Raw genomic sequence first — 17,700 nt, forward strand, 5'->3', positions numbered from 1 at the left:
TTTCGACAAGGGATGCGGATGTTCGAGGAAGAAAACGCGCAATGGGGGCTGGTGCATGCCCTGGTGCTGGACGGCAAGGGCGGTGCGCGTTCGATAGCCCGGACTGAGCTCGACGATTTGCAGCTGCAGGCCCATGAAAGCCTGTGGCTGCACTGGGATCGCAGCCATCCGCAGACCCAAACCTGGCTGCGCAAATCCAGCGGGCTCAACGAATTCACCTGCGATCTGCTGCTGGAAGAGAACACCCGCCCGCGTCTGTTGCCATTGCCCGATTCCGAGCTGCTGCTGTTTCTGCGCGGGGTCAATCTCAACCCGGGCGCCGAGCCAGAAGACATGGTCTCGGTGCGGATTTTTGCCTCCGCTCAGCGCGTGATTTCCCTGCGCTTGCGTCCGTTGCGCGCTACAGATGAGTTGCTGGCGCTGCTGGGGGAGGGCAAAGGTCCGAAAACGTCTTCTGAATTGATGCTGTATCTGGCGCAGTTCCTCACCAATAAAGTGCAGGATCTGGTCACGTGCCTGTCGGAAGTGGTCGATGAAGAGGAAGAAAAACTCGACGCCGACGAACGGTATACGCCCGAGCACGGGGCCATTTTGCACATCCGCCGCAGAGCCGCTGGGCTGAAGCGTTTTCTCGCGCCACAGCGGGACATTTTCGGACAGCTGACGCGGATCAAACTGCCGTGGTTCGTCGAAGACGACGCCGACTACTGGAACGAATTGAACAACAGCCTGACCCGTTATCTGGAAGAGCTCGAATTGACCCGAGAGCGCGTGGGGCTTGTGCTGGAAGCCGAAGACCGGCGTTTGAGCGTGCACATGAATCGGACCATGTACCGCTTCGGCATCATTACCTGCATCTTCTTGCCGATGAGTTTCATCACCGGTCTGCTGGGCATCAATGTCGGCGGCATTCCGTTTGCCGAAAGCCCGTATGGTTTCCTGATTGCCTGTCTGACGGTACTCGCCCTGGCGTTCGGTCAGTGGTGGTTGTTCCGTCGATTGCGCTGGGTGTGAACATGGCGCATGTGACCCGAGTAAAACTGCCCGCGTCTTTCACAGACATCACGAGAGGTGCGTATGCACGATCCGTTTGAACAGTCTTTGCGCGACATGCTCAACGCTTCGCCGTCCAGCCGCGACGACGATGCCTGCCTGGGCCGCGTACTCAAAACCGCCAACCGCCAGGTCGGCGCCGGTGATCTGTTCAGCCTGCTGGGCCGCTGGCTGCCCGCGCTGATGATCGCCCTGAACAATGGCTCGGCGCATGTCTCGCCGGTTTCCCGTCTTCGTAAAACCACTGCTCGCACTGCTGATAAGGCTGATTGAATATGGAACTTGATCTCTGGACTCAGAGCCTCGTCACTGCAATGACTGCGTTGTGGACCAAAGTCGCTAACTTCATTCCGAACCTGTTCGGCGCACTGGTTGTGCTGCTGTTGGGTTTCGTCGTGGCCAAGCTGCTCGACACCTTGCTCTCCAAATTGCTCGCAAAACTGGGCCTTGATCGCCTGATGGGCGGTACCGGGCTGACCAAGCTGATGTCGCGCGCCGGGCTGCAAGTGCCGATCTCGACGCTGATCGGTAAAATTGTCTACTGGTTCGTTCTGCTGATTTTTCTGGTTTCTGCGGCAGAATCCCTTGGCCTCGAGCGAGTTTCAGCTACGCTGGACATGCTGGCGTTGTATCTGCCGAAAGTATTCGGCGCCGCGCTGGTGCTGCTGGTCGGTGTCCTGCTGGCGCAACTGGCCAACGGGCTGGTGCGCGGCGCAGCAGAAGGCGTAGGGCTGGACTACGCTTCCGGGTTGGGACGGATCGCGCAGGGGCTGGTGATCATCATCAGCATCTCGGTTGCGATCAGCCAGCTCGAGGTCAAGACCGACCTGCTGAACCATGTAATTGTCATCGTTTTGATTACCGTTGGTCTGGCAGTTGCGCTGGCCATGGGTTTGGGAAGCCGGGAAATCGCCGGTCAGATTCTTGCGGGAATCTATGTGCGTGAGCTGTATGAGGTTGGGCAACAAGTGCGTGTTGGCGAGGTCGAAGGCCAGATCGAAGAGATCGGCACGGTTAAAACCACATTGCTGACCGATGAGGGTGAGCTAGTCTCTCTCTCCAATCGGATCCTGCTGGAACAGCATGTGAGTAGCCGCTAAACCGGCAAACCCTGCTAATGTATGCCGCCGCAAAATGCCAGCCGAGGCTGGTTGTGGCGGACATTGACCTGACTGTCGGCACGACTTGTTTTGAATAAAGCCCAACCGCTATCCACGCGCTACGACCCCCGCGAGCTCTCTGATGAGGAGTTGGTCGCGCGCTCGCATACCGAGCTGTTTCACGTAACGCGCGCCTACGAAGAGTTGATGCGGCGTTACCAGCGAACATTATTTAACGTCTGCGCGAGATATCTTGGGAACGATCGCGACGCAGACGATGTCTGTCAGGAAGTGATGCTGAAGGTGCTGTACGGCCTGAAGAACTTCGAGGGGAAATCGAAGTTCAAAACCTGGCTTTACAGCATCACTTACAACGAATGCATCACGCAGTATCGGAAGGAACGGCGTAAGCGTCGCTTGATGGACGCTCTCAGTCTGGACCCTCTTGAAGAAGCGTCTGAAGAAAAGGCGCCGAAGCCGGAGGAGAAGGGTGGGCTTGATCGCTGGCTGGTGTATGTGAATCCGATTGACCGCGAAATTCTGGTGCTACGATTTGTCGCAGAGCTGGAGTTTCAGGAGATCGCAGACATCATGCACATGGGTTTGAGTGCGACAAAAATGCGTTACAAACGCGCTCTAGATAAATTGCGTGAGAAATTTGCAGGCATTGCTGAAACTTAGTTCAGCGCAAATATCTCTTACGTGTAGGCAAGTTCTGATAGACTTGCCGCCGAGTTGTCCCCCGGTTTGCGGGACTGCTTCACAATCACCAGATGGGGATTTAACGGATGAAACTGAAAAACACCTTGGGCTTGGCCATTGGTTCTCTGATTGCCGCCACTTCGTTCGGCGCTCTGGCACAAGGCCAAGGCGCAGTTGAAATCGAAGGCTTCGCTAAGAAAGAACAATTCGACAGCGCTCGTAACTTCAAGAACAACGGCAACCTGTTCGGCGGTTCGATCGGTTACTTCCTGACCGACGACGTTGAACTGCGTCTGGGCTACGACGAAGTGCACAACGTACGTGCCGACGATGGCAAGAACGTCAAAGGCGCTAACACCGCTCTGGACGCTCTGTACCACTTCAACAACCCAGGCGACATGATTCGTCCATACGTTTCGGCCGGTTTCTCTGACCAGAGCATCGACCAGAACGGTTCGAACGGTCGTAACCGTTCCACCTTCGCCAATGTTGGCGGCGGTGCCAAGCTGTACTTCACCGAGAACTTCTACGCCCGTGCCGGCGTTGAAGCTCAGTACAACATCGACCAGGGCGACACCGAGTGGGCTCCTAGCGTCGGTATCGGTGTGAACTTCGGTGGCGGCTCCAAGCCAGCTGCTGCTCCAGTTCCAGCACCTGCTGAAGTCTGCTCCGACAGCGACAACGATGGCGTTTGCGACAACGTTGACAAGTGCCCGGACACCCCAGCCAACGTAACCGTTGACGCTGATGGCTGCCCAGCAGTTGCTGAAGTTGTTCGTGTTGAGCTGGACGTGAAATTCGACTTCGACAAGTCGGTAGTCAAGCCTAACAGCTACGGCGACATCAAAAACCTGGCTGACTTCATGAAGCAGTACCCATCCACCACCACTACTGTTGAAGGTCACACTGACTCCGTCGGTCCTGACGCTTACAACCAGAAACTGTCCGAGCGTCGTGCAAACGCCGTTAAGCAAGTTCTGACCAACCAGTACGGTGTTGAATCGTCCCGCGTTCAGTCTGTTGGCTACGGCGAATCCCGCCCAGTTGCTGACAACAAAACTGAAGCTGGCCGCGCTGTAAACCGTCGCGTAGAAGCGCAGGTTGAAGCTCAAGCTAAGTAATTAGCTGCCGCTGATGGAAAAGCCCGGCTCAGGCCGGGCTTTTCTTTGTCTGCGATTTGGCTTCGCCGCTTAAAAGCGCGTGCGCGCGTTACGCCGTGCAGGAGCTGCCGAAGGCTGCGATCTTTTGCTCTTCCACGACACCAGCCACCGCACCAATCACCAGAATCGCCGGACTTTTCAACTCAAACGCCGAGGCATCCTCAGCCATCGCAGTCAGATCACTGCGACATTCACGCTGATGCGCCAAAGAAGCGTTTTCGATCATCGCCACCGGCGTATCCGCCGCCATCCCTCCCGCCAGCAGCTGATCACGAATCTCGCCCAGCTTGGCCACGCCCATGTAAACCACCAGCGTCGTCCCGCCTTGCGCCAACGCCTGCCAGTTCAACTGGCTGTCATCCTGCGTGTGCGCAGTCACCAACGTTACCCCGCGCGCGACGCCACGCAACGTCAGCGGAATATCGCACTGCGTCGCCCCGGCCAGCCCGGCGGTAATGCCATTGACCAGTTCCACTTCAACCCCACGCTCGCGCAACCACTGCGCTTCTTCGCCACCGCGACCGAAAATGCACGGATCGCCGCCCTTCAGGCGCACTACGCATTTGCCCTGGCGTGAATAACGCAGCATCAGCCGATGAATGAATGCCTGTGGCGTCGAACGGCAGCCGCCGCGCTTGCCAACGGGAATAACCCGCGCAGTCGGGCAGTGTTCCAGCACGGCGTCGTTGACCAGATCATCGATCATCACCACATCGGCCTCGCGCAATGCACGCACCGCTTTGAGCGTCAGCAACTCCGGATCGCCAGGGCCTGCGCCCACCAGCCAGACTTTCGCATTCATGGTGTTGTCCTCGTTAAATGACCGCGACCGGCCGCGCTTCGGCAGCCAGCAGACGCTTGATTTCCGGCACGCAGGAACCGCATTGCGTACCGCATCGGAGATTGTTTTTCAGGCCTTGCAGATCCAGTCCCTGGCGAATGCCGGCGCAGACTGCGTTGAGACTGACGTTTTCGCAATTGCACAAGGTCTTGTCGCTCGCAATGGCGCCGACAGCGCCCGGCGGCGCGCTCATCGGCGCGAGCAGCCAGCGCCGCAGTTGTTGGTCGGCACGGCCCTCCAGCCACAGGCTTTGCAGCCAGTGTTGCGCAAGGGTTTCGCCGGCGAGGCGAATCGCAGTGATACGGCCGTTTTCGATACGCACCCGCTTGCCAATGGCGCGACGCGGATCGTCATAGGCCAGAACCGGGCCATCCAGCAAGGACAGGCATTGGTCGATCTCGCCCAGCAACTGTGGATCGGGCGCCTCAGCGTGTGCAGCGCGTATCAGCAACGCTGGCCGCTCACGACCGACAAGGCTGAGGCTGACGTAGGAAAACGCCTCGCACAGCGGTCGTAGCGTCTCGAAATGCCGCTGAACATCACCCTCGATCAAAGCGAACAGTTGCCACGGCAGGTTGACTGCCTCCAGACGCACGCCGCTGTGCTTGAGCTCCGGTTGCCTGGACAGCGGATCAAACGCCGACAAGGTCAGCGTGTTGACGCCGCCCTTGAGATAGCGATCGCCCCAGTGCATCGGCAGGAACGCCTGGCCCGGACGCACGCTGTCGTCGCTGCCGACCGCAACAATCAGGGCGCCACGGCGGCTTTTCAGATTGACCAGATCGCCGGGATGCAAGCGGTGCCGACGCATTTCGTCCGGGTGCAGGCTCAGCACGGCTTCGCTGACGTGGCCGAACAATTGCGCGGCGGTGCCGGTGCGGCTCATGCCGTGCCACTGGTCACGCAGGCGACCGGTGATCAAAGTCAGCGGGAAGCGCGCGTCGCGTTGTTCCTTGGCGGCGCGGTACGGATCGGCAATGAACTGCGCGCGGCCGCTGGCCGTAGGAAAGACGCCGTCTTCGTAGAGTCGTGGCGTGCCTTGGCGGGCGCCGGCAGGGAAGGGCCATTGCTGCGGGCCGATCTCGTCGATCAAGGCATGACTGATTCCGCACAGATCCAGGTCTCGCCCTTGGGTCAGCAGTTTGAATTCATCAAACAACTGCGAAGGCTGATCGAAAGCGAACAGACTTGGCTGCCGAGGACGCAGACGTTTCTCCAGACGCTGTGCGAAATCCACCGTGATGGCCCAGTCCGGCCGCGCTTCGCCCGGTGCGACAACCGCTTTGCGCACGTGGGAAATACGCCGCTCGGAGTTGGTCACCGAACCTTCTTTCTCGCCCCAACTGGCGGCGGGTAACAGCAGGTCGGCAAACGCAGCGGTTTCGGTGGTGCGAAAGGCTTCCTGCAACACCACAAAAGGGCAGGCCTCAAGCGCTGCGCGGACTGCGCTCTGGTCTGGCATCGATTGCGCCGGGTTGGTACAGGCGATCCACAGTGCTTTGATTTTGCCGCTGCGCAGGTTTTCGAACAGTTCGATGGCGCTCAGGCCCGACGCCTCGGGCAAGCTCTCCACGCCCCAGTACGCCGCCACTTCGGCGCGATGTTCCGGGTTGGCGGCATCGCGATGGCCCGGCAACAGATTGGACAGACTGCCGGTTTCCCGCCCACCCATGGCATTTGGCTGACCCGTCAGGGAGAAAGGTCCTGCACCGGGTCGGCCGATTTGCCCGGTGGCCAGGTGCAGATTGATCAGCGCGCTGTTTTTTGCGCTGCCGGCGCTGGACTGATTCAGGCCCATGCACCACAGCGACAGGAAGCTCGGCGCAGTGCCGACCCATTCTGCGCATTGCTGCAGTTGCTCGATGCTGATGCCGCACAGTTGCGAAACAATTTGCGGCGTGTAATCGCGGACCAGGGTTTTAAGATCGGCGAGGCCTTCGGTGTGCGCCTTGATGAAATCGCGATCAATCCAGTCTTCCCACAACAGCAGATGCAAAATCCCATGGAACAAAGCGACATCGGTGCCCGGAAGAATCGCCAGATGCAGGTCAGCCAAATCGCAGGTATCGGTACGACGCGGGTCGATCACGATGACTTTCATCTGCGGGCGACGGGATTTGGCTTCCTCCAGCCGACGGAAAAGTACCGGATGGGCGTAGGCCATGTTACTGCCGACGATCATCACGCAGTCGCTCAGCTCCAGGTCTTCGTAACTGCACGGCGGTGCGTCGGCGCCGAGGCTGCGTTTGTAACCGACCACCGCCGAGGACATGCACAGCCGCGAATTGCTGTCGATGTTGTTGGTGCCGACCAGCGCCCGCGCCAGTTTGTTGAAGGCGTAGTAGTCCTCGGTGAGCAACTGCCCGGAGATGTAGAACGCCACGCTGTCCGGGCCGTGTTCGGCGATGGTTTCGGCAAACACATTGGTCGCGTGGTCGAGGGCGGTATCCCAGTCAGTACGGCTGCGCGCCAGGCCTTTGCCCAGGCGCAGTTCCGGGTACAAGGCGCGGGCGGCGAGGTCGCCGGTCAGGTGCAGCGTCGAGCCTTTGCTGCACAGTTTGCCGAAGTTGGCCGGGTGCGCCGGATCGCCGCTGACGCCGAGGATGCGCTCGCCGTCATGCTCGATCAGTACGCCGCAGCCGACCCCGCAGTAACAGCAGGTCGAGGCGGTCGTCTGGCGGTTCATCAGATGGCGTCCCGCAGGGCCAGTTGCACCCGGCCATTCTCGACCCGCGCCGGATGATGGTGGGCGCAGCCGATGTCCGGCGCCTGGGCTTCGCCGGTTTCGAGGTCGATCTGCCAGTTATGCAGCGGGCAGGCCACGCGCTTGCCATAGATCAGGCCCTGCGACAGCGGCCCGCCCTTGTGCGGGCAGCGGTCATCGAGTGCGAAAACCTCGTCGTCGCTTGTACGAAAAATCGCGATGTCACCTTTCGGCCCGGCAATGATCCGCGAACCGAGGGCGTTGATCTCTTCCAGCGCACAGATATCGAGCCAGTTCATGCCGGCACCTCCAGGTTTTTCACGGGGATCACGTCGAATTCTTTCTTCAGTTGCGGCTGCGCCAGGCGCTCCTTCCACGGGTCCTGTTCGAACGACAGGGAGAATTGCAGCCGCTCGTTCAGGGCCTTGCGCCGCTCGGCGTCTTCGAGCACGTTCTTCTTGATGTGCTCCATGCCGACCCGTTGCAGGTAATGCACGGTGCGTTCGAGGTAGAAGGCTTCTTCGCGGTAGAGCTGCAGGAACGCGCCGTTGTATTCGCGGACTTCTTCGGCGGTCTTGAGCTTGACGAAGAACTCGGCGACTTCGGTCTTGATCCCGCCGTTGCCACCGATGTACATCTCCCAGCCGGAGTCGACGCCGATAATTCCTACGTCCTTGATGCCCGCTTCCGAGCAGTTGCGCGGGCAACCGGACACCGCCAGCTTCACCTTGTGCGGCGACCACATGTTGAACAGGTCGTGCTCGAGTTCGATGCCCAGTTGCGTCGAGTTCTGCGTGCCGAAGCGGCAGAACTCGCTGCCAACGCAGGTTTTCACCGTGCGGATGGATTTGCCGTAGGCGTGGCCGGACGGCATGTCGAGGTCTTTCCAGACGCCGGGCAGATCCTGTTTCTTGATCCCCAGCAAGTCGATGCGCTGACCGCCGGTGACCTTGACCATCGGCACGTTGTACTTGTCGGCCACATCGGCGATCCGCCGCAGTTCCGATGGATTGGTCACGCCGCCCCACATGCGCGGCACCACCGAATAGGTGCCGTCCTTCTGGATGTTGGCGTGGGCGCGTTCGTTGATCAGGCGCGATTGCGGATCGTCCTTGGCTTCGCCCGGCCAGGTGGAAATCAGGTAGTAGTTGAGCGCCGGGCGACAGGTCGCGCAGCCATTGGGTGTGCGCCAGTTCAGGTAACTCATGGTCTCGGCGATGGTCAGCAGGTGTTCCTGGCGGATCGCCTGACGAATCTGCCCGTGGTTGAGGTCGCTGCAACCGCAGATGGCTTTTTCGCTTTTCGGTTTGACGTCCGCCGCGCCACCGACGGTGTTAATCAGGATCTGCTCGACCAGCCCGGCGCAGGAGCCGCAGGAGCTGGCAGCCTTGGTGTGTTTCTTCACTTCATCGACGCTGAACAGGCCGTGTTCCTGAATCGCCTTGACGATGGTGCCCTTGCACACACCGTTGCAGCCGCAGACTTCGGCGCTGTCGGCCATGACCATGGCTTTGTCCTGGCCCTGATGTCCTACGTCGCCTAAGGCGTTTTCGCCGAACATGAGGTGATCGCGGATCTCGCCGATGGCGTGATTCTCACGAATCTGCCGGAAATACCAACCGCCATCTGCCGTATCGCCGTACAGACAGGCGCCGACCAGCACGTCATCCTTGATCACCAGTTTTTTGTACACACCGCCGATCGGGTCGGAGAGGGTGATGGTCTCGGTGCCTTCGCCGCCCATGAAGTCGCCGGCGGAGAACAGGTCGATGCCGGTGACTTTCAATTTGGTCGAGGTCACTGAACCCTGATAGCGAGCGAAACCCAGTTGCGCGAGGTGATTGGCGCAGACCTTGGCCTGTTCGAACAGCGGTGCAACCAGACCGTAGGCGATGCCGCGATGGCTGGCGCATTCGCCGATTGCGTAGATGCGCGGGTCGTAGGTTTGCAGGGTGTCGTTGACCAGAATCCCGCGATTGCACGGAATGCCGGCCTTTTCTGCCAGTTCAGTGTTGGGACGGATGCCGGCGGCCATCACCACCAGATCGGCAGGGATGATGTCGCCGTTCTTGAACTGCACCGAGCCGACCCGGCCATTGCCGGCGTCGTGCAGGGCTTGGGTCTGTTCGCACAGGCGAAAATGCAGGCCACGGGATTCCAGCGCCGATTGCAGAAGCTGGCCGCTGGTCTTGTCCAGTTGCCGCTCCAGCAGCCATTCGCCGAGGTGCACCACGGTCACGTGCATGCCGCGCAGCATCAGGCCGTTGGCCGCTTCGAGGCCGAGCAGACCGCCGCCGATGACCACGGCGTGCTTGTGGGTCCTGGCGGTGTCGATCATGGCCTGGGTGTCGGCGATGTCGCGATAACCGATCACGCCCTGCAAAGTGTTGCCGGGGATTGGCAGGATGAACGGAGTCGAGCCGGTGGCGATCAGCAGACGGTCGTACTCGGCTTCGGTGCCGTCCTCGGCGATCACTCGGCGTTTGACCCGGTCGATCTCCACCACTTTGCGGTTGAGCAGCAACTTGATGTTGTTTTCCAGGTACCAGTCGAGGTCGTTGAGGACGATCTCTTCGAAGGTCTGCTCACCGGCCAGCACCGGCGACAACAGGATGCGGTTGTAGTTGGTGTGCGGTTCGGCGCCGAAGACGGTGATGTCGTAGAGCTCGTCGCTCAGCTTGAGCAGTTCTTCCAGGGTACGGACCCCGGCCATGCCATTGCCGATCATCACCAGTTTGAGTTTTTTCATCAGGTTCTCCGGGAGCTGCGGCTGGCCTCTGGTGGGCCGTCGGGCCTTGCTCGACAAATTTTGCGCAAACAAAAAAAGGCGTCCCGCTAGTTGCCTAGCGAGGACGCCTTTGTCCTGGTCCCGTTCTCTCGGGAAGCGCAGCCTTCGTCGTTGAAGGTTGGGCTTTATGTATGGTGAAAAGGGTAATGCAGTGGTTGTGCCAACTTGTTATGGCGCCGCAATTGCTGGTTTTTTTGCCCGATTGGAGCTGGCTCGATGCACTTTCTCGAGGCGTGTTGCGCTTTTTTGGAGCGCAGGATCAAAAGATCGCGGCCTTCTGCAGCTCCTACAGGTGTACGCAACCAACTGTAGGAGCTGCCGAAGGCTGCGATCTTTTCAGGGCTGATGAAACAACAAAACCAGCAGCACCACATTCCCCAGCAACGACACCAAAGCCATCGTCCGCCAGACCTTCAACGGCTCCCGCTCCAACAAAGGCCGGGGCCGCACACTCAAACTTTGCCGCTCACCCTGTTCCAGCACCAGCAGCCACTCTTCAGCGGTTTCGAAGCGTTGCTGCGGATCGGCGGCGACGCCGCGTTCCAGACTTTGCGCCAGCCATTCCGGCAAGTCCGGGCGATAGCGACTGGCATTCACCGGCACGCCGAATCGGGGCCGCTGAAACGCTTCGATCTCGCCATAAGGGAAATGCCCGGTGAGCAGGTAATAGAGAGTGACGCCGACTGAATACAACTCCTGCTGCGCATTCGGTGGTTCGCCACGAAACGCTTCGGGGGCGATAAAGCTTGGCGTTCCCGGCAGGGTCGACGGCGCGTCTTCCGACAGCCCGGGGCAGTAAGCCAGACCGAAATCCAGCAGGCGCAGCTCGCCGTCGTCACCTGACAGCAGGTTTTCCGGTTTGATGTCGCGGTGCAGAATCTGCCGCCGATGCAGCAGCCCGACCGCGCGCAATAGCCGCTCGGCGATGTCCTGCCACTGCGCCAGTGGCAACGGGCCGCTGTGTTGAAACACGTCGGCCAGCGTCGTCCCGGCGTATTCGCGCATCACGTAGTACAAATGCTGACGCTGAGTGCAGGCATGGATTTGCGGAAAATGCCGGCCGGCCACGCGCTTTAGGAACCATTCTTCCGACAGCAGCGCCTGCCCGGCTTGCGGATCGTCGGCCAGGCGCGTCGGCAAGGTCTTCAACAGCCAAGGCTGGCCCTGACTATCGAGCACGCGATACAGCAATGATTGCTGGCTCTGGCCGATGCCGCCTTGCACCTGCCAGCCTTCAAACGCTTGCCCGGGTTTCAGCGTTGGCGGCAGTGGCCATTGCTGCAATTGCACCAGCGCATCGCCGATGCTCGCTTCGCCCAGCGCATCGACGCGCACCAGCAGGGCACTGGCGTTGTCCTGACTGCCGGCCATATGCGCGGCGTTGACCAAGGTTTGCGCCGCGCTGGGCAGATCCGCTTGATCGCGCAGAATCGCCGCGATCGCGGTATCGCCCAGGGTCGACCAGACGCCGTCGCTGAGCAGCACGAAGCTTTCGCCCTCACGCAGTTCGCCGTCGAGGAAATCCAGGACCAGATGCTGATCGAGCCCGAGCGCACGCTTGAGCACGTGTTGCATGCCCGGTTGCTCCCAGACGTGATCCTCGCTGATGCGCTGCAAGCGCTCGGCGTGCCAGCGATAGACCCGGCAATCGCCGACGTGGGCGAGGGTGAAACGTCGACCGCGCATCACCAGCGCGCTGACCGTGGTCAGCAGCGGTTGCCCGCCGCCGTTGGCCTGCAGCCAGCGATTTTGCGCGAGCAGCAGGCGATCCAGCGCCTGGGCCACGCTCCAGGTTTCCGGCGTCGCGTAGTAGTCCAGCGCCAGCGCCTGCAAGGTCGAACGCGCGGCGAGGCCGCCATCGGCGCACTGGCTGACGCCGTCGGCGATGGCGAACAGATAACCCTTGCTCACCGCCAGTGCCGGCGCCGGTGTCACCGAACGCAGGGCGTCCTGATTCTCCGCGCGCGGGCCGGTGGCGCTGGCTTCGGCGAAACTCAGTTGCAGGGCCATTCGAGCCTCAGACCCGCGCCGCTGTCACCGCCGCCGAACCCCAGGTGGTTCTCCAGCGACGCTTGACGCCGTGCAGGCCAAACCATGCCAGCACGCCGAGGCTGGCGAACAACCACAGCGCCAATTGATAACTGCCGGTGCTTTGCTTGATCGCGCCCATACCGGCGGCGAGGGCGAAGCCGCCGATGCCGCCGGCCATGCCGATCAGTCCGGTCATCACGCCGATCTCCAGACGAAAACGCTGCGGCACCAGTTGGAAAACCGCACCGTTGCCGGCGCCCAAGCCGAGCATGGTGCAGACGAAAAGCGCCAGCGCCGCGTAGGAACTTGGCAGATTGAAGCCCACCGCTGCGATGCAGATGGCAGCGACGGTGTACATCGCCAGCAAGGTACGAATGCCGCCGAAGCGGTCGGCCAGCGCGCCACCCAATGGCCGCATCAGGCTGCCGCCGAACACGCAGGCAGCGGTGTAGTAGCCGGCGGTCACCGGGCTCAGACCGTATTGATCGTTGAAGTAACCGGGCAGGGCACTCGCCAGGCCGATGAAACCGCCGAAGGTGACGCTGTAGAAAAACATGAACCACCAGCTGTCGCGATCACCGAGGGCCTTGAAGTAGTCGGCCATGGCTTTCGGTTTTGGCCGCTGCGGGGCGTTTTTTGCCAACAGGGCGAACAGCACCAAAGTCAGGACCAGCGGGATCAGGGCAAACCCGAAGACATTGCTCCAGCCGAACGCGGCGGCAATCACTGGCGCCAGCAGCGCGGCGAACACGGTGCCGGAGTTGCCCGCACCGGCGATGCCCATGGCTTTGCCTTGGTGCTCTGGCGGGTACCACTGCGAGGCCAGCGGCAGGGCCACGGCGAACGACGCGCCGGCCATACCGAGGAACAGGCCGAGGATCAGCGCCTGTTCATAACTGTGGATGCCGAGTTTCCAGGCACCGAACAGCGCGCAGATGACGATGACCTGGCCGATCAGCCCGGCGGTCTTGGGCGACAAGCGATCAGCGAGCATGCCCATGGCGAAGCGCAACACCGCGCCGGCCAGAATCGGCGTGGCGACGACGAGGCCGCGTTGCTGGGTGGTCAGGTGCAGGTCGGCGGCAATCTGCACCGCCAGCGGGCCGAGCAGGTACCAGACCATGAAGCTCAGGTCGAAATACAGAAAGGCCGCGAACAGGGTCGGGGTATGGCCGGATTTCCAGAAGCTTGAATTCATCGCGCACCTCGGCTGAAAAGAGTCTCGAAAGGAGTCATGCACAGCAGGTGGAGCGCCTCACGGCCGCACCACCGGCCCCGTTCTGTGGGGCCAAAACGCAAAAACGCCGCTACCTGATTCGCCGGGGGGCGAACGGGGTGAGCGACGTCTTTGTCGTAGGTGGGGCAACCGCCGTTGGTTACCTGTGCGGTTTACTTAGCGAGATTTGTGCCAACAGCTGAAAAGCAAAAGCCCCTCACCCTAGCCCTCTCCCAGAGGGAGAGGGAACCGAGCGGGGGATGTCCGAATCATTTGCCGATCTGAACGATTTCGAGTGAATCCATAATCGACTCGGTCGTTCAGGTCGGCGGACAGCGCCAGACAACGCGGTCGGTCCCCTCTCCCTCCGGGAGAGGGCTAGGGTGAGGGGCTTCTTGATTTGCAGCGAAAACTTCAGCCCAGCAACTCGCTCATGGCAATGATCTGCTCCGCCACCTGAATCAGCTTCTGCTGGCGGCTCATCGCCTGGCGGCGCATCAGCGTGTAGGCCTCTTCCTCGTTGCAATCCTTCATCTTCATCAGCAAACCCTTGGCCAGTTCGATGCGCTTGCGCTCGGCCAGTTGCTGATCGCGCGCCTGCAATTGCGCGCGCAAGGCCTGGTCACTCTCGAAGCGCGCCATCGCCACGTCGAGAATCGGCTGCAACCGTTGTGCGTGAATGCCTTCGACGATGTAGGCACTGACCCCGGACTTGATCGCCTGACGCATCACCCCCGGGTCATGTTCGTCGGTAAACATCACGATCGGCCGGGGCTGGTCGCGGCTGACCAGTACCACTTGCTCCATGACATCGCGGCTCGGTGACTCGGTATCGATCAGGATCACGTCGGGGCGCACCGTTTCGACGCGCGCCGGCAGGTCGATGGTCAGGCCGGACTCGTCGATTACCTCGAAGCCGGCCTCGGTCAGCGCCGCTTTGAGGCGTCCGACTTTTTTCGCGGTGTCGTTGATCAGCAGAATGCGCAACATGTTCGCGGTCTCCTGTCAGCGCTGGGCGAGAAGCGGGGCGGTGTCGCTCAGGGCATGCAGCTTGAAACTGCGCGCATAGCCCGCCGGATCGCTGCCGTCCCAGACCTTGCCGTCGAGCAACTGGCTGCTGCGCAGGTCGGCGTGCGAAGCCGCAATACCGACAGCGTTCGCTGCCTCGCGATACAGATCCAGACGCTGAACCTGCCGGGCGACGGCCAGATAATCCGGATCCTCGCGCAACAGACCCCAGCGACGAAACTGGGTCATGAACCACATGCCGTCGGAGAGGTACGGCAGATTGACCTCGCCCTCGCCATGAAAACGCAGCGCATGCGGATCCTGCCAGCGATTGCCGAGGCCGTCGGCGTAATCCCCCATGAAACGCGGCTCGATGCAGGCGGCGGGGGTGTCGAGGTATTCGGTGGCGCTGAGCAATTGCGCGGTACTGCGGCGGTTTTCCGGGCTTTCTTCGATGAAGCGGCTGGCCTCAAGAATGGCCATGACCAGCGCCCGCGCGGTGTTGGGGTATTGCTCGACAAATTCCCGGGTGCAGCCGAGGACTTTTTCCGGGTGGTCGGGCCAGATGCTTTGGCTGGTCGCCAGGGTGAAACCGAGATTCTGCTGCACGGCGCTCGCCGCCCACGGTTCGCCGACGCAAAAACCGTCGATGCGCCCGGCTTGCAGGTGCGCAACCATTTGCGGTGGCGGCACCACCACGCTGTCGACGTCCTGCAACGGATGAATGCCCTGGCTCGCCAGCCAGTAATAAAGCCACATCGCGTGAGTGCCGGTGGGAAAAGTCTGGGCGAAGGTCAGTTTTGCGCGGCTTTGGTGCACATGCTGATCGAGCGCTTCAGGACTGTTCACGCCAGCCTGTTGCAAACCATGGGACAGGTTCAGGCTCTGGCCATTCTGGTTCAGGCCCATCAGCACTGCCATGTCGGTCGGGGCGACGCCGCCGATGCCCAGGTGCACCGCGTAAATCAGGCCGTACAGGCTGTGCGCGGCATCCAGTTCGCCGCTGACCAGTTTGTCGCGCAGGTTGGCCCATGAGGCCTGACGTTTGAGGTTCAGGGTCAGGCCGTAGGGCTGGGCGAAGCCCTGGGTGGCGGCGACCACCACCGAGGCGCAGTCGCTCAGCGCCATGAAGCCGAGATTGATCGCGCTCTTTTCCGGCGCATCGCTGCCATTGACCCAGGCCAGAGGCCCCAAGGACGTTTCGTTCATACGCTACCTCAAAAAAAACGTCGTCCCGGATTCTGCGCAGGCAAAACCCGGGGACGACGCCATTGTCCTGGCCTGCGCGCCGTCATTGGTCGGCAGACTGATGAGCGGGGTGGTGCAAGGCATATGCCAGTCGCCTGATTCGCGCAGGCGCCTCGCGCAGGGAGACGATGCCCGGCTATAATCGCCGCCTCTTTTCGCCGCCCGAGTCATTGCCGCCCATGTACACCCTGGCCCGTCAGCTGTTGTTCAAACTTTCCCCGGAAACCTCCCACGATCTGTCGCTGGATCTGATCGGCGCGGGTGGACGTTTGGGCCTCAACGGCTTGCTGTGCAAGGCACCGGCGAAAATGCCGGTGACCGTCATGGGGCTTGAATTCCCGAACCCGGTGGGGCTGGCGGCAGGTCTGGACAAAAACGGCGCGGCCATCGACGGCTTTGCGCAACTGGGTTTCGGCTTTGTCGAAATCGGCACCGTGACCCCGCGTCCGCAGCCGGGTAACCCGAAACCTCGGATCTTCCGCCTGCCGGAAGCCGAGGCGATCATCAACCGCATGGGCTTCAACAACCTTGGCGTGGATAACCTGCTGGCGCGGGTCGCTGCGGCGAAATACACAGGCGTGCTGGGCATCAATATCGGCAAGAACTTCGATACCCCGGTCGAGCGCGCGGTGGATGATTACCTGATCTGCCTGGACAAGGTCTACGCCCACGCCAGTTACATCACGGTCAACGTCAGCTCGCCGAATACCCCGGGCCTGCGCAGCCTGCAGTTCGGCGACTCGCTCAAACAATTGCTCGCGGACCTGGCCACGCGCCGCGCCGAACTGGCTCTGCGTCACGGCAAGCATGTGCCGCTGGCGATCAAGATCGCGCCGGACATGACCGACGAAGAAACTGCGCAGGTCGCCCAGGCGTTGATCGAAACCGGCATGGATGCGGTGATCGCCACCAATACGACTCTGAGCCGTGTCGGCGTCGAAGGCATGGAGCATGGTGACGAGGCGGGCGGTCTGTCGGGTGCGCCGGTGCGTGAAAAGAGCACCCATACCGTGAAGGTGCTGGCGGGCGAATTGGCCGGTCGTTTGCCGATCATTGCTGCGGGCGGGATTACCGAAGGCAAGCACGCGGCGGAGAAGATCACGGCCGGTGCAAGCCTGGTGCAGATCTATTCGGGCTTCATTTACAAAGGCCCGGCGCTGATTCGTGAATCGGTAGACGCCATCGCCGCGTTGCGCTGAGGATTGCCGAGGCCTTGGGGAGCCTTTGTGGCGAGGGGATTTATCCCCGCTGGGCTGCTCAGCAGCCCCAAACCTTCCACAGTGATATGCCAGGTAGATTGAAGTTCGGACTTCGCGACTGCTGCGCAGCCGAGCGGGGATAAATCCCCTCGCCACGTGGATCCCGGTTAACCCTTTTTGCAGGCATAAAAAAGGGCTCCTCGAAGGAGCCCCTGGGCCGTAGCCCGCCGTCCGGGAAGGACGTGCGTGGTTAATTCAATGCAAATTCAGATTGTCGTGTCGGAATAAATGCCCTGTGTCAGCCGACGGCGTGAAGTTCGTTGAGTCTGTGGATTCCCGCAGTGCCGGTCATACCGTCCCAGTTGTCGCCGCGTCCTTCTCGCCAGCCGTTGATCCAGGCTTGACGTACCGACGGTAGAGTAAATGGGCAAAGCTCACGGGATTTGCCACCAACGCCATATTGATATCCGCGCAAAAATGCTCTTTCCAACGGATCACGCTTAAGTCTTCTCATAGGGTGTTTCCCTCACTTGTTGACTGTAGTGTCGCGTTGACCTCAATTGAGGTCTGGCAGAAAAAACCTGCCATCGTGCGGCTCGCTGCCGGCGTGGCGAGCCAAGGTGTTGACGCCGTTGCGACGTCAACCTGTG

Annotated in this window: 15 protein-coding genes; 6 read left to right on the plus strand and 9 right to left on the minus strand. The window is 61.0% G+C overall.

Annotation, left to right across the window (positions count from 1 at the left end):
• The first annotated feature begins 18 nt into the window (after nucleotides 1-18).
• The 5 genes from AB4O45_RS22090 to AB4O45_RS22110 all read left to right on the plus strand — a co-directional run bounded on the left by AB4O45_RS22090 (nucleotide 19) and on the right by AB4O45_RS22110 (nucleotide 3,976).
• Entirely contained in the window at nucleotides 19-1,014 is a 996-nt protein-coding gene (locus AB4O45_RS22090) for a zinc transporter ZntB (RefSeq protein WP_016773830.1), read from the plus strand.
• A gap of 63 nt (nucleotides 1,015-1,077) precedes the next feature.
• Entirely contained in the window at nucleotides 1,078-1,326 is a 249-nt protein-coding gene (locus tag AB4O45_RS22095; protein ID WP_003223293.1) for a hypothetical protein, read from the plus strand.
• A 2-nt stretch (nucleotides 1,327-1,328) separates the two neighbouring features.
• Nucleotides 1,329-2,153: a mechanosensitive ion channel family protein gene (locus AB4O45_RS22100; protein WP_016773831.1), complete on the plus strand. Its 825-nt coding sequence runs from the start codon at nucleotides 1,329-1,331 to the stop codon at nucleotides 2,151-2,153.
• Between the two features lie 90 nt (nucleotides 2,154-2,243).
• A complete protein-coding gene (sigX, locus tag AB4O45_RS22105) occupies nucleotides 2,244-2,834 on the plus strand; it encodes an RNA polymerase sigma factor SigX (RefSeq protein ID WP_016773832.1) in 591 nt (196 codons plus the stop codon).
• Between the two features lie 107 nt (nucleotides 2,835-2,941).
• A complete protein-coding gene (locus AB4O45_RS22110) occupies nucleotides 2,942-3,976 on the plus strand; it encodes an OmpA family protein (RefSeq protein WP_039762998.1) in 1,035 nt (344 codons plus the stop codon).
• Nucleotides 3,977-4,064: 88 nt separating this feature from the next.
• On the opposite strand, the gene cobA is transcribed toward AB4O45_RS22110, so the two are convergent.
• The 8 genes from cobA to AB4O45_RS22150 form a co-directional block, all read right to left on the minus strand.
• On the minus strand, nucleotides 4,065-4,817 hold the full coding sequence (gene cobA, locus AB4O45_RS22115) for a uroporphyrinogen-III C-methyltransferase (protein ID WP_460160534.1): 753 nt from the start codon (nucleotides 4,815-4,817) through the stop codon (nucleotides 4,065-4,067).
• 13 nt (nucleotides 4,818-4,830) lie between these two features.
• Complete coding sequence (locus AB4O45_RS22120; protein ID WP_460160535.1) at nucleotides 4,831-7,542, minus strand: nitrate reductase; 2,712 nt, start codon at nucleotides 7,540-7,542, stop codon at nucleotides 4,831-4,833.
• Nucleotides 7,542-7,859, minus strand: coding sequence for a nitrite reductase small subunit NirD (gene nirD / locus AB4O45_RS22125; protein WP_016773836.1), 318 nt, complete (start codon nucleotides 7,857-7,859; stop codon nucleotides 7,542-7,544). The genes AB4O45_RS22120 and nirD overlap by 1 nt, the downstream gene beginning before the upstream one ends.
• Entirely contained in the window at nucleotides 7,856-10,309 is a 2,454-nt protein-coding gene (gene nirB, locus AB4O45_RS22130; RefSeq protein WP_016773837.1) for a nitrite reductase large subunit NirB, read from the minus strand. Before nirB ends, nirD begins: the two co-directional genes overlap by 4 nt.
• A 375-nt stretch (nucleotides 10,310-10,684) precedes the next feature.
• On the minus strand, nucleotides 10,685-12,358 hold the full coding sequence (locus AB4O45_RS22135; RefSeq protein WP_460160536.1) for a protein kinase domain-containing protein: 1,674 nt from the start codon (nucleotides 12,356-12,358) through the stop codon (nucleotides 10,685-10,687).
• 7 nt (nucleotides 12,359-12,365) lie between these two features.
• Entirely contained in the window at nucleotides 12,366-13,577 is a 1,212-nt protein-coding gene (locus tag AB4O45_RS22140; RefSeq protein WP_016773839.1) for a nitrate/nitrite transporter, read from the minus strand.
• Nucleotides 13,578-14,009: 432 nt separating this feature from the next.
• The gene (locus tag AB4O45_RS22145; protein WP_007916390.1) at nucleotides 14,010-14,585 is read right to left on the minus strand and encodes an ANTAR domain-containing response regulator; all 576 of its coding nucleotides are present in this window, start codon (nucleotides 14,583-14,585) and stop codon (nucleotides 14,010-14,012) included.
• Nucleotides 14,586-14,600: 15 nt separating this feature from the next.
• Entirely contained in the window at nucleotides 14,601-15,812 is a 1,212-nt protein-coding gene (locus tag AB4O45_RS22150) for a CmpA/NrtA family ABC transporter substrate-binding protein (protein WP_460160537.1), read from the minus strand.
• Nucleotides 15,813-16,030: 218 nt separating this feature from the next.
• Between AB4O45_RS22150 and AB4O45_RS22155 the strand changes: the two genes are divergently transcribed.
• Nucleotides 16,031-17,050 (plus strand): quinone-dependent dihydroorotate dehydrogenase, encoded by a 1,020-nt coding sequence (locus AB4O45_RS22155; RefSeq protein ID WP_252877767.1) that lies wholly within the window; start codon nucleotides 16,031-16,033, stop codon nucleotides 17,048-17,050.
• Between the two features lie 298 nt (nucleotides 17,051-17,348).
• Here the strand turns inward: AB4O45_RS22155 and rmf are convergent, their stop codons facing one another.
• Nucleotides 17,349-17,564 carry a ribosome modulation factor gene (gene rmf / locus AB4O45_RS22160; RefSeq protein ID WP_003223300.1) on the minus strand — a complete coding sequence of 72 codons (216 nt, stop codon included), beginning with the start codon at nucleotides 17,562-17,564 and terminating at the stop codon, nucleotides 17,349-17,351.
• Nucleotides 17,565-17,700 lie beyond the last annotated feature (136 nt).

This window comes from Pseudomonas sp. S2_B10 (assembly GCF_054668425.1).

What these genes read in the sequence shown, in the direction of transcription:
- AB4O45_RS22090 (WP_016773830.1), top strand. Translation starts at nt 19, where the DNA reads ATGTTCGAGGAAGAAAACGCGCAATGGGGGCTGGTGCATGCCCTGGTG.
- AB4O45_RS22095 (WP_003223293.1), top strand. Translation starts at nt 1,078, where the DNA reads ATGCACGATCCGTTTGAACAGTCTTTGCGCGACATGCTCAACGCTTCG.
- AB4O45_RS22100 (WP_016773831.1), top strand. Translation starts at nt 1,329, where the DNA reads ATGGAACTTGATCTCTGGACTCAGAGCCTCGTCACTGCAATGACTGCG.
- AB4O45_RS22110 (WP_039762998.1), top strand. Translation starts at nt 2,942, where the DNA reads ATGAAACTGAAAAACACCTTGGGCTTGGCCATTGGTTCTCTGATTGCC.
- cobA (WP_460160534.1), bottom strand. Translation starts at nt 4,817, where the DNA reads ATGAATGCGAAAGTCTGGCTGGTGGGCGCAGGCCCTGGCGATCCGGAG.
- AB4O45_RS22120 (WP_460160535.1), bottom strand. Translation starts at nt 7,542, where the DNA reads ATGAACCGCCAGACGACCGCCTCGACCTGCTGTTACTGCGGGGTCGGC.
- nirD (WP_016773836.1), bottom strand. Translation starts at nt 7,859, where the DNA reads ATGAACTGGCTCGATATCTGTGCGCTGGAAGAGATCAACGCCCTCGGT.
- nirB (WP_016773837.1), bottom strand. Translation starts at nt 10,309, where the DNA reads ATGAAAAAACTCAAACTGGTGATGATCGGCAATGGCATGGCCGGGGTC.
- AB4O45_RS22135 (WP_460160536.1), bottom strand. Translation starts at nt 12,358, where the DNA reads ATGGCCCTGCAACTGAGTTTCGCCGAAGCCAGCGCCACCGGCCCGCGC.
- AB4O45_RS22140 (WP_016773839.1), bottom strand. Translation starts at nt 13,577, where the DNA reads ATGAATTCAAGCTTCTGGAAATCCGGCCATACCCCGACCCTGTTCGCG.
- AB4O45_RS22145 (WP_007916390.1), bottom strand. Translation starts at nt 14,585, where the DNA reads ATGTTGCGCATTCTGCTGATCAACGACACCGCGAAAAAAGTCGGACGC.
- AB4O45_RS22150 (WP_460160537.1), bottom strand. Translation starts at nt 15,812, where the DNA reads ATGAACGAAACGTCCTTGGGGCCTCTGGCCTGGGTCAATGGCAGCGAT.
- AB4O45_RS22155 (WP_252877767.1), top strand. Translation starts at nt 16,031, where the DNA reads ATGTACACCCTGGCCCGTCAGCTGTTGTTCAAACTTTCCCCGGAAACC.
- rmf (WP_003223300.1), bottom strand. Translation starts at nt 17,564, where the DNA reads ATGAGAAGACTTAAGCGTGATCCGTTGGAAAGAGCATTTTTGCGCGGA.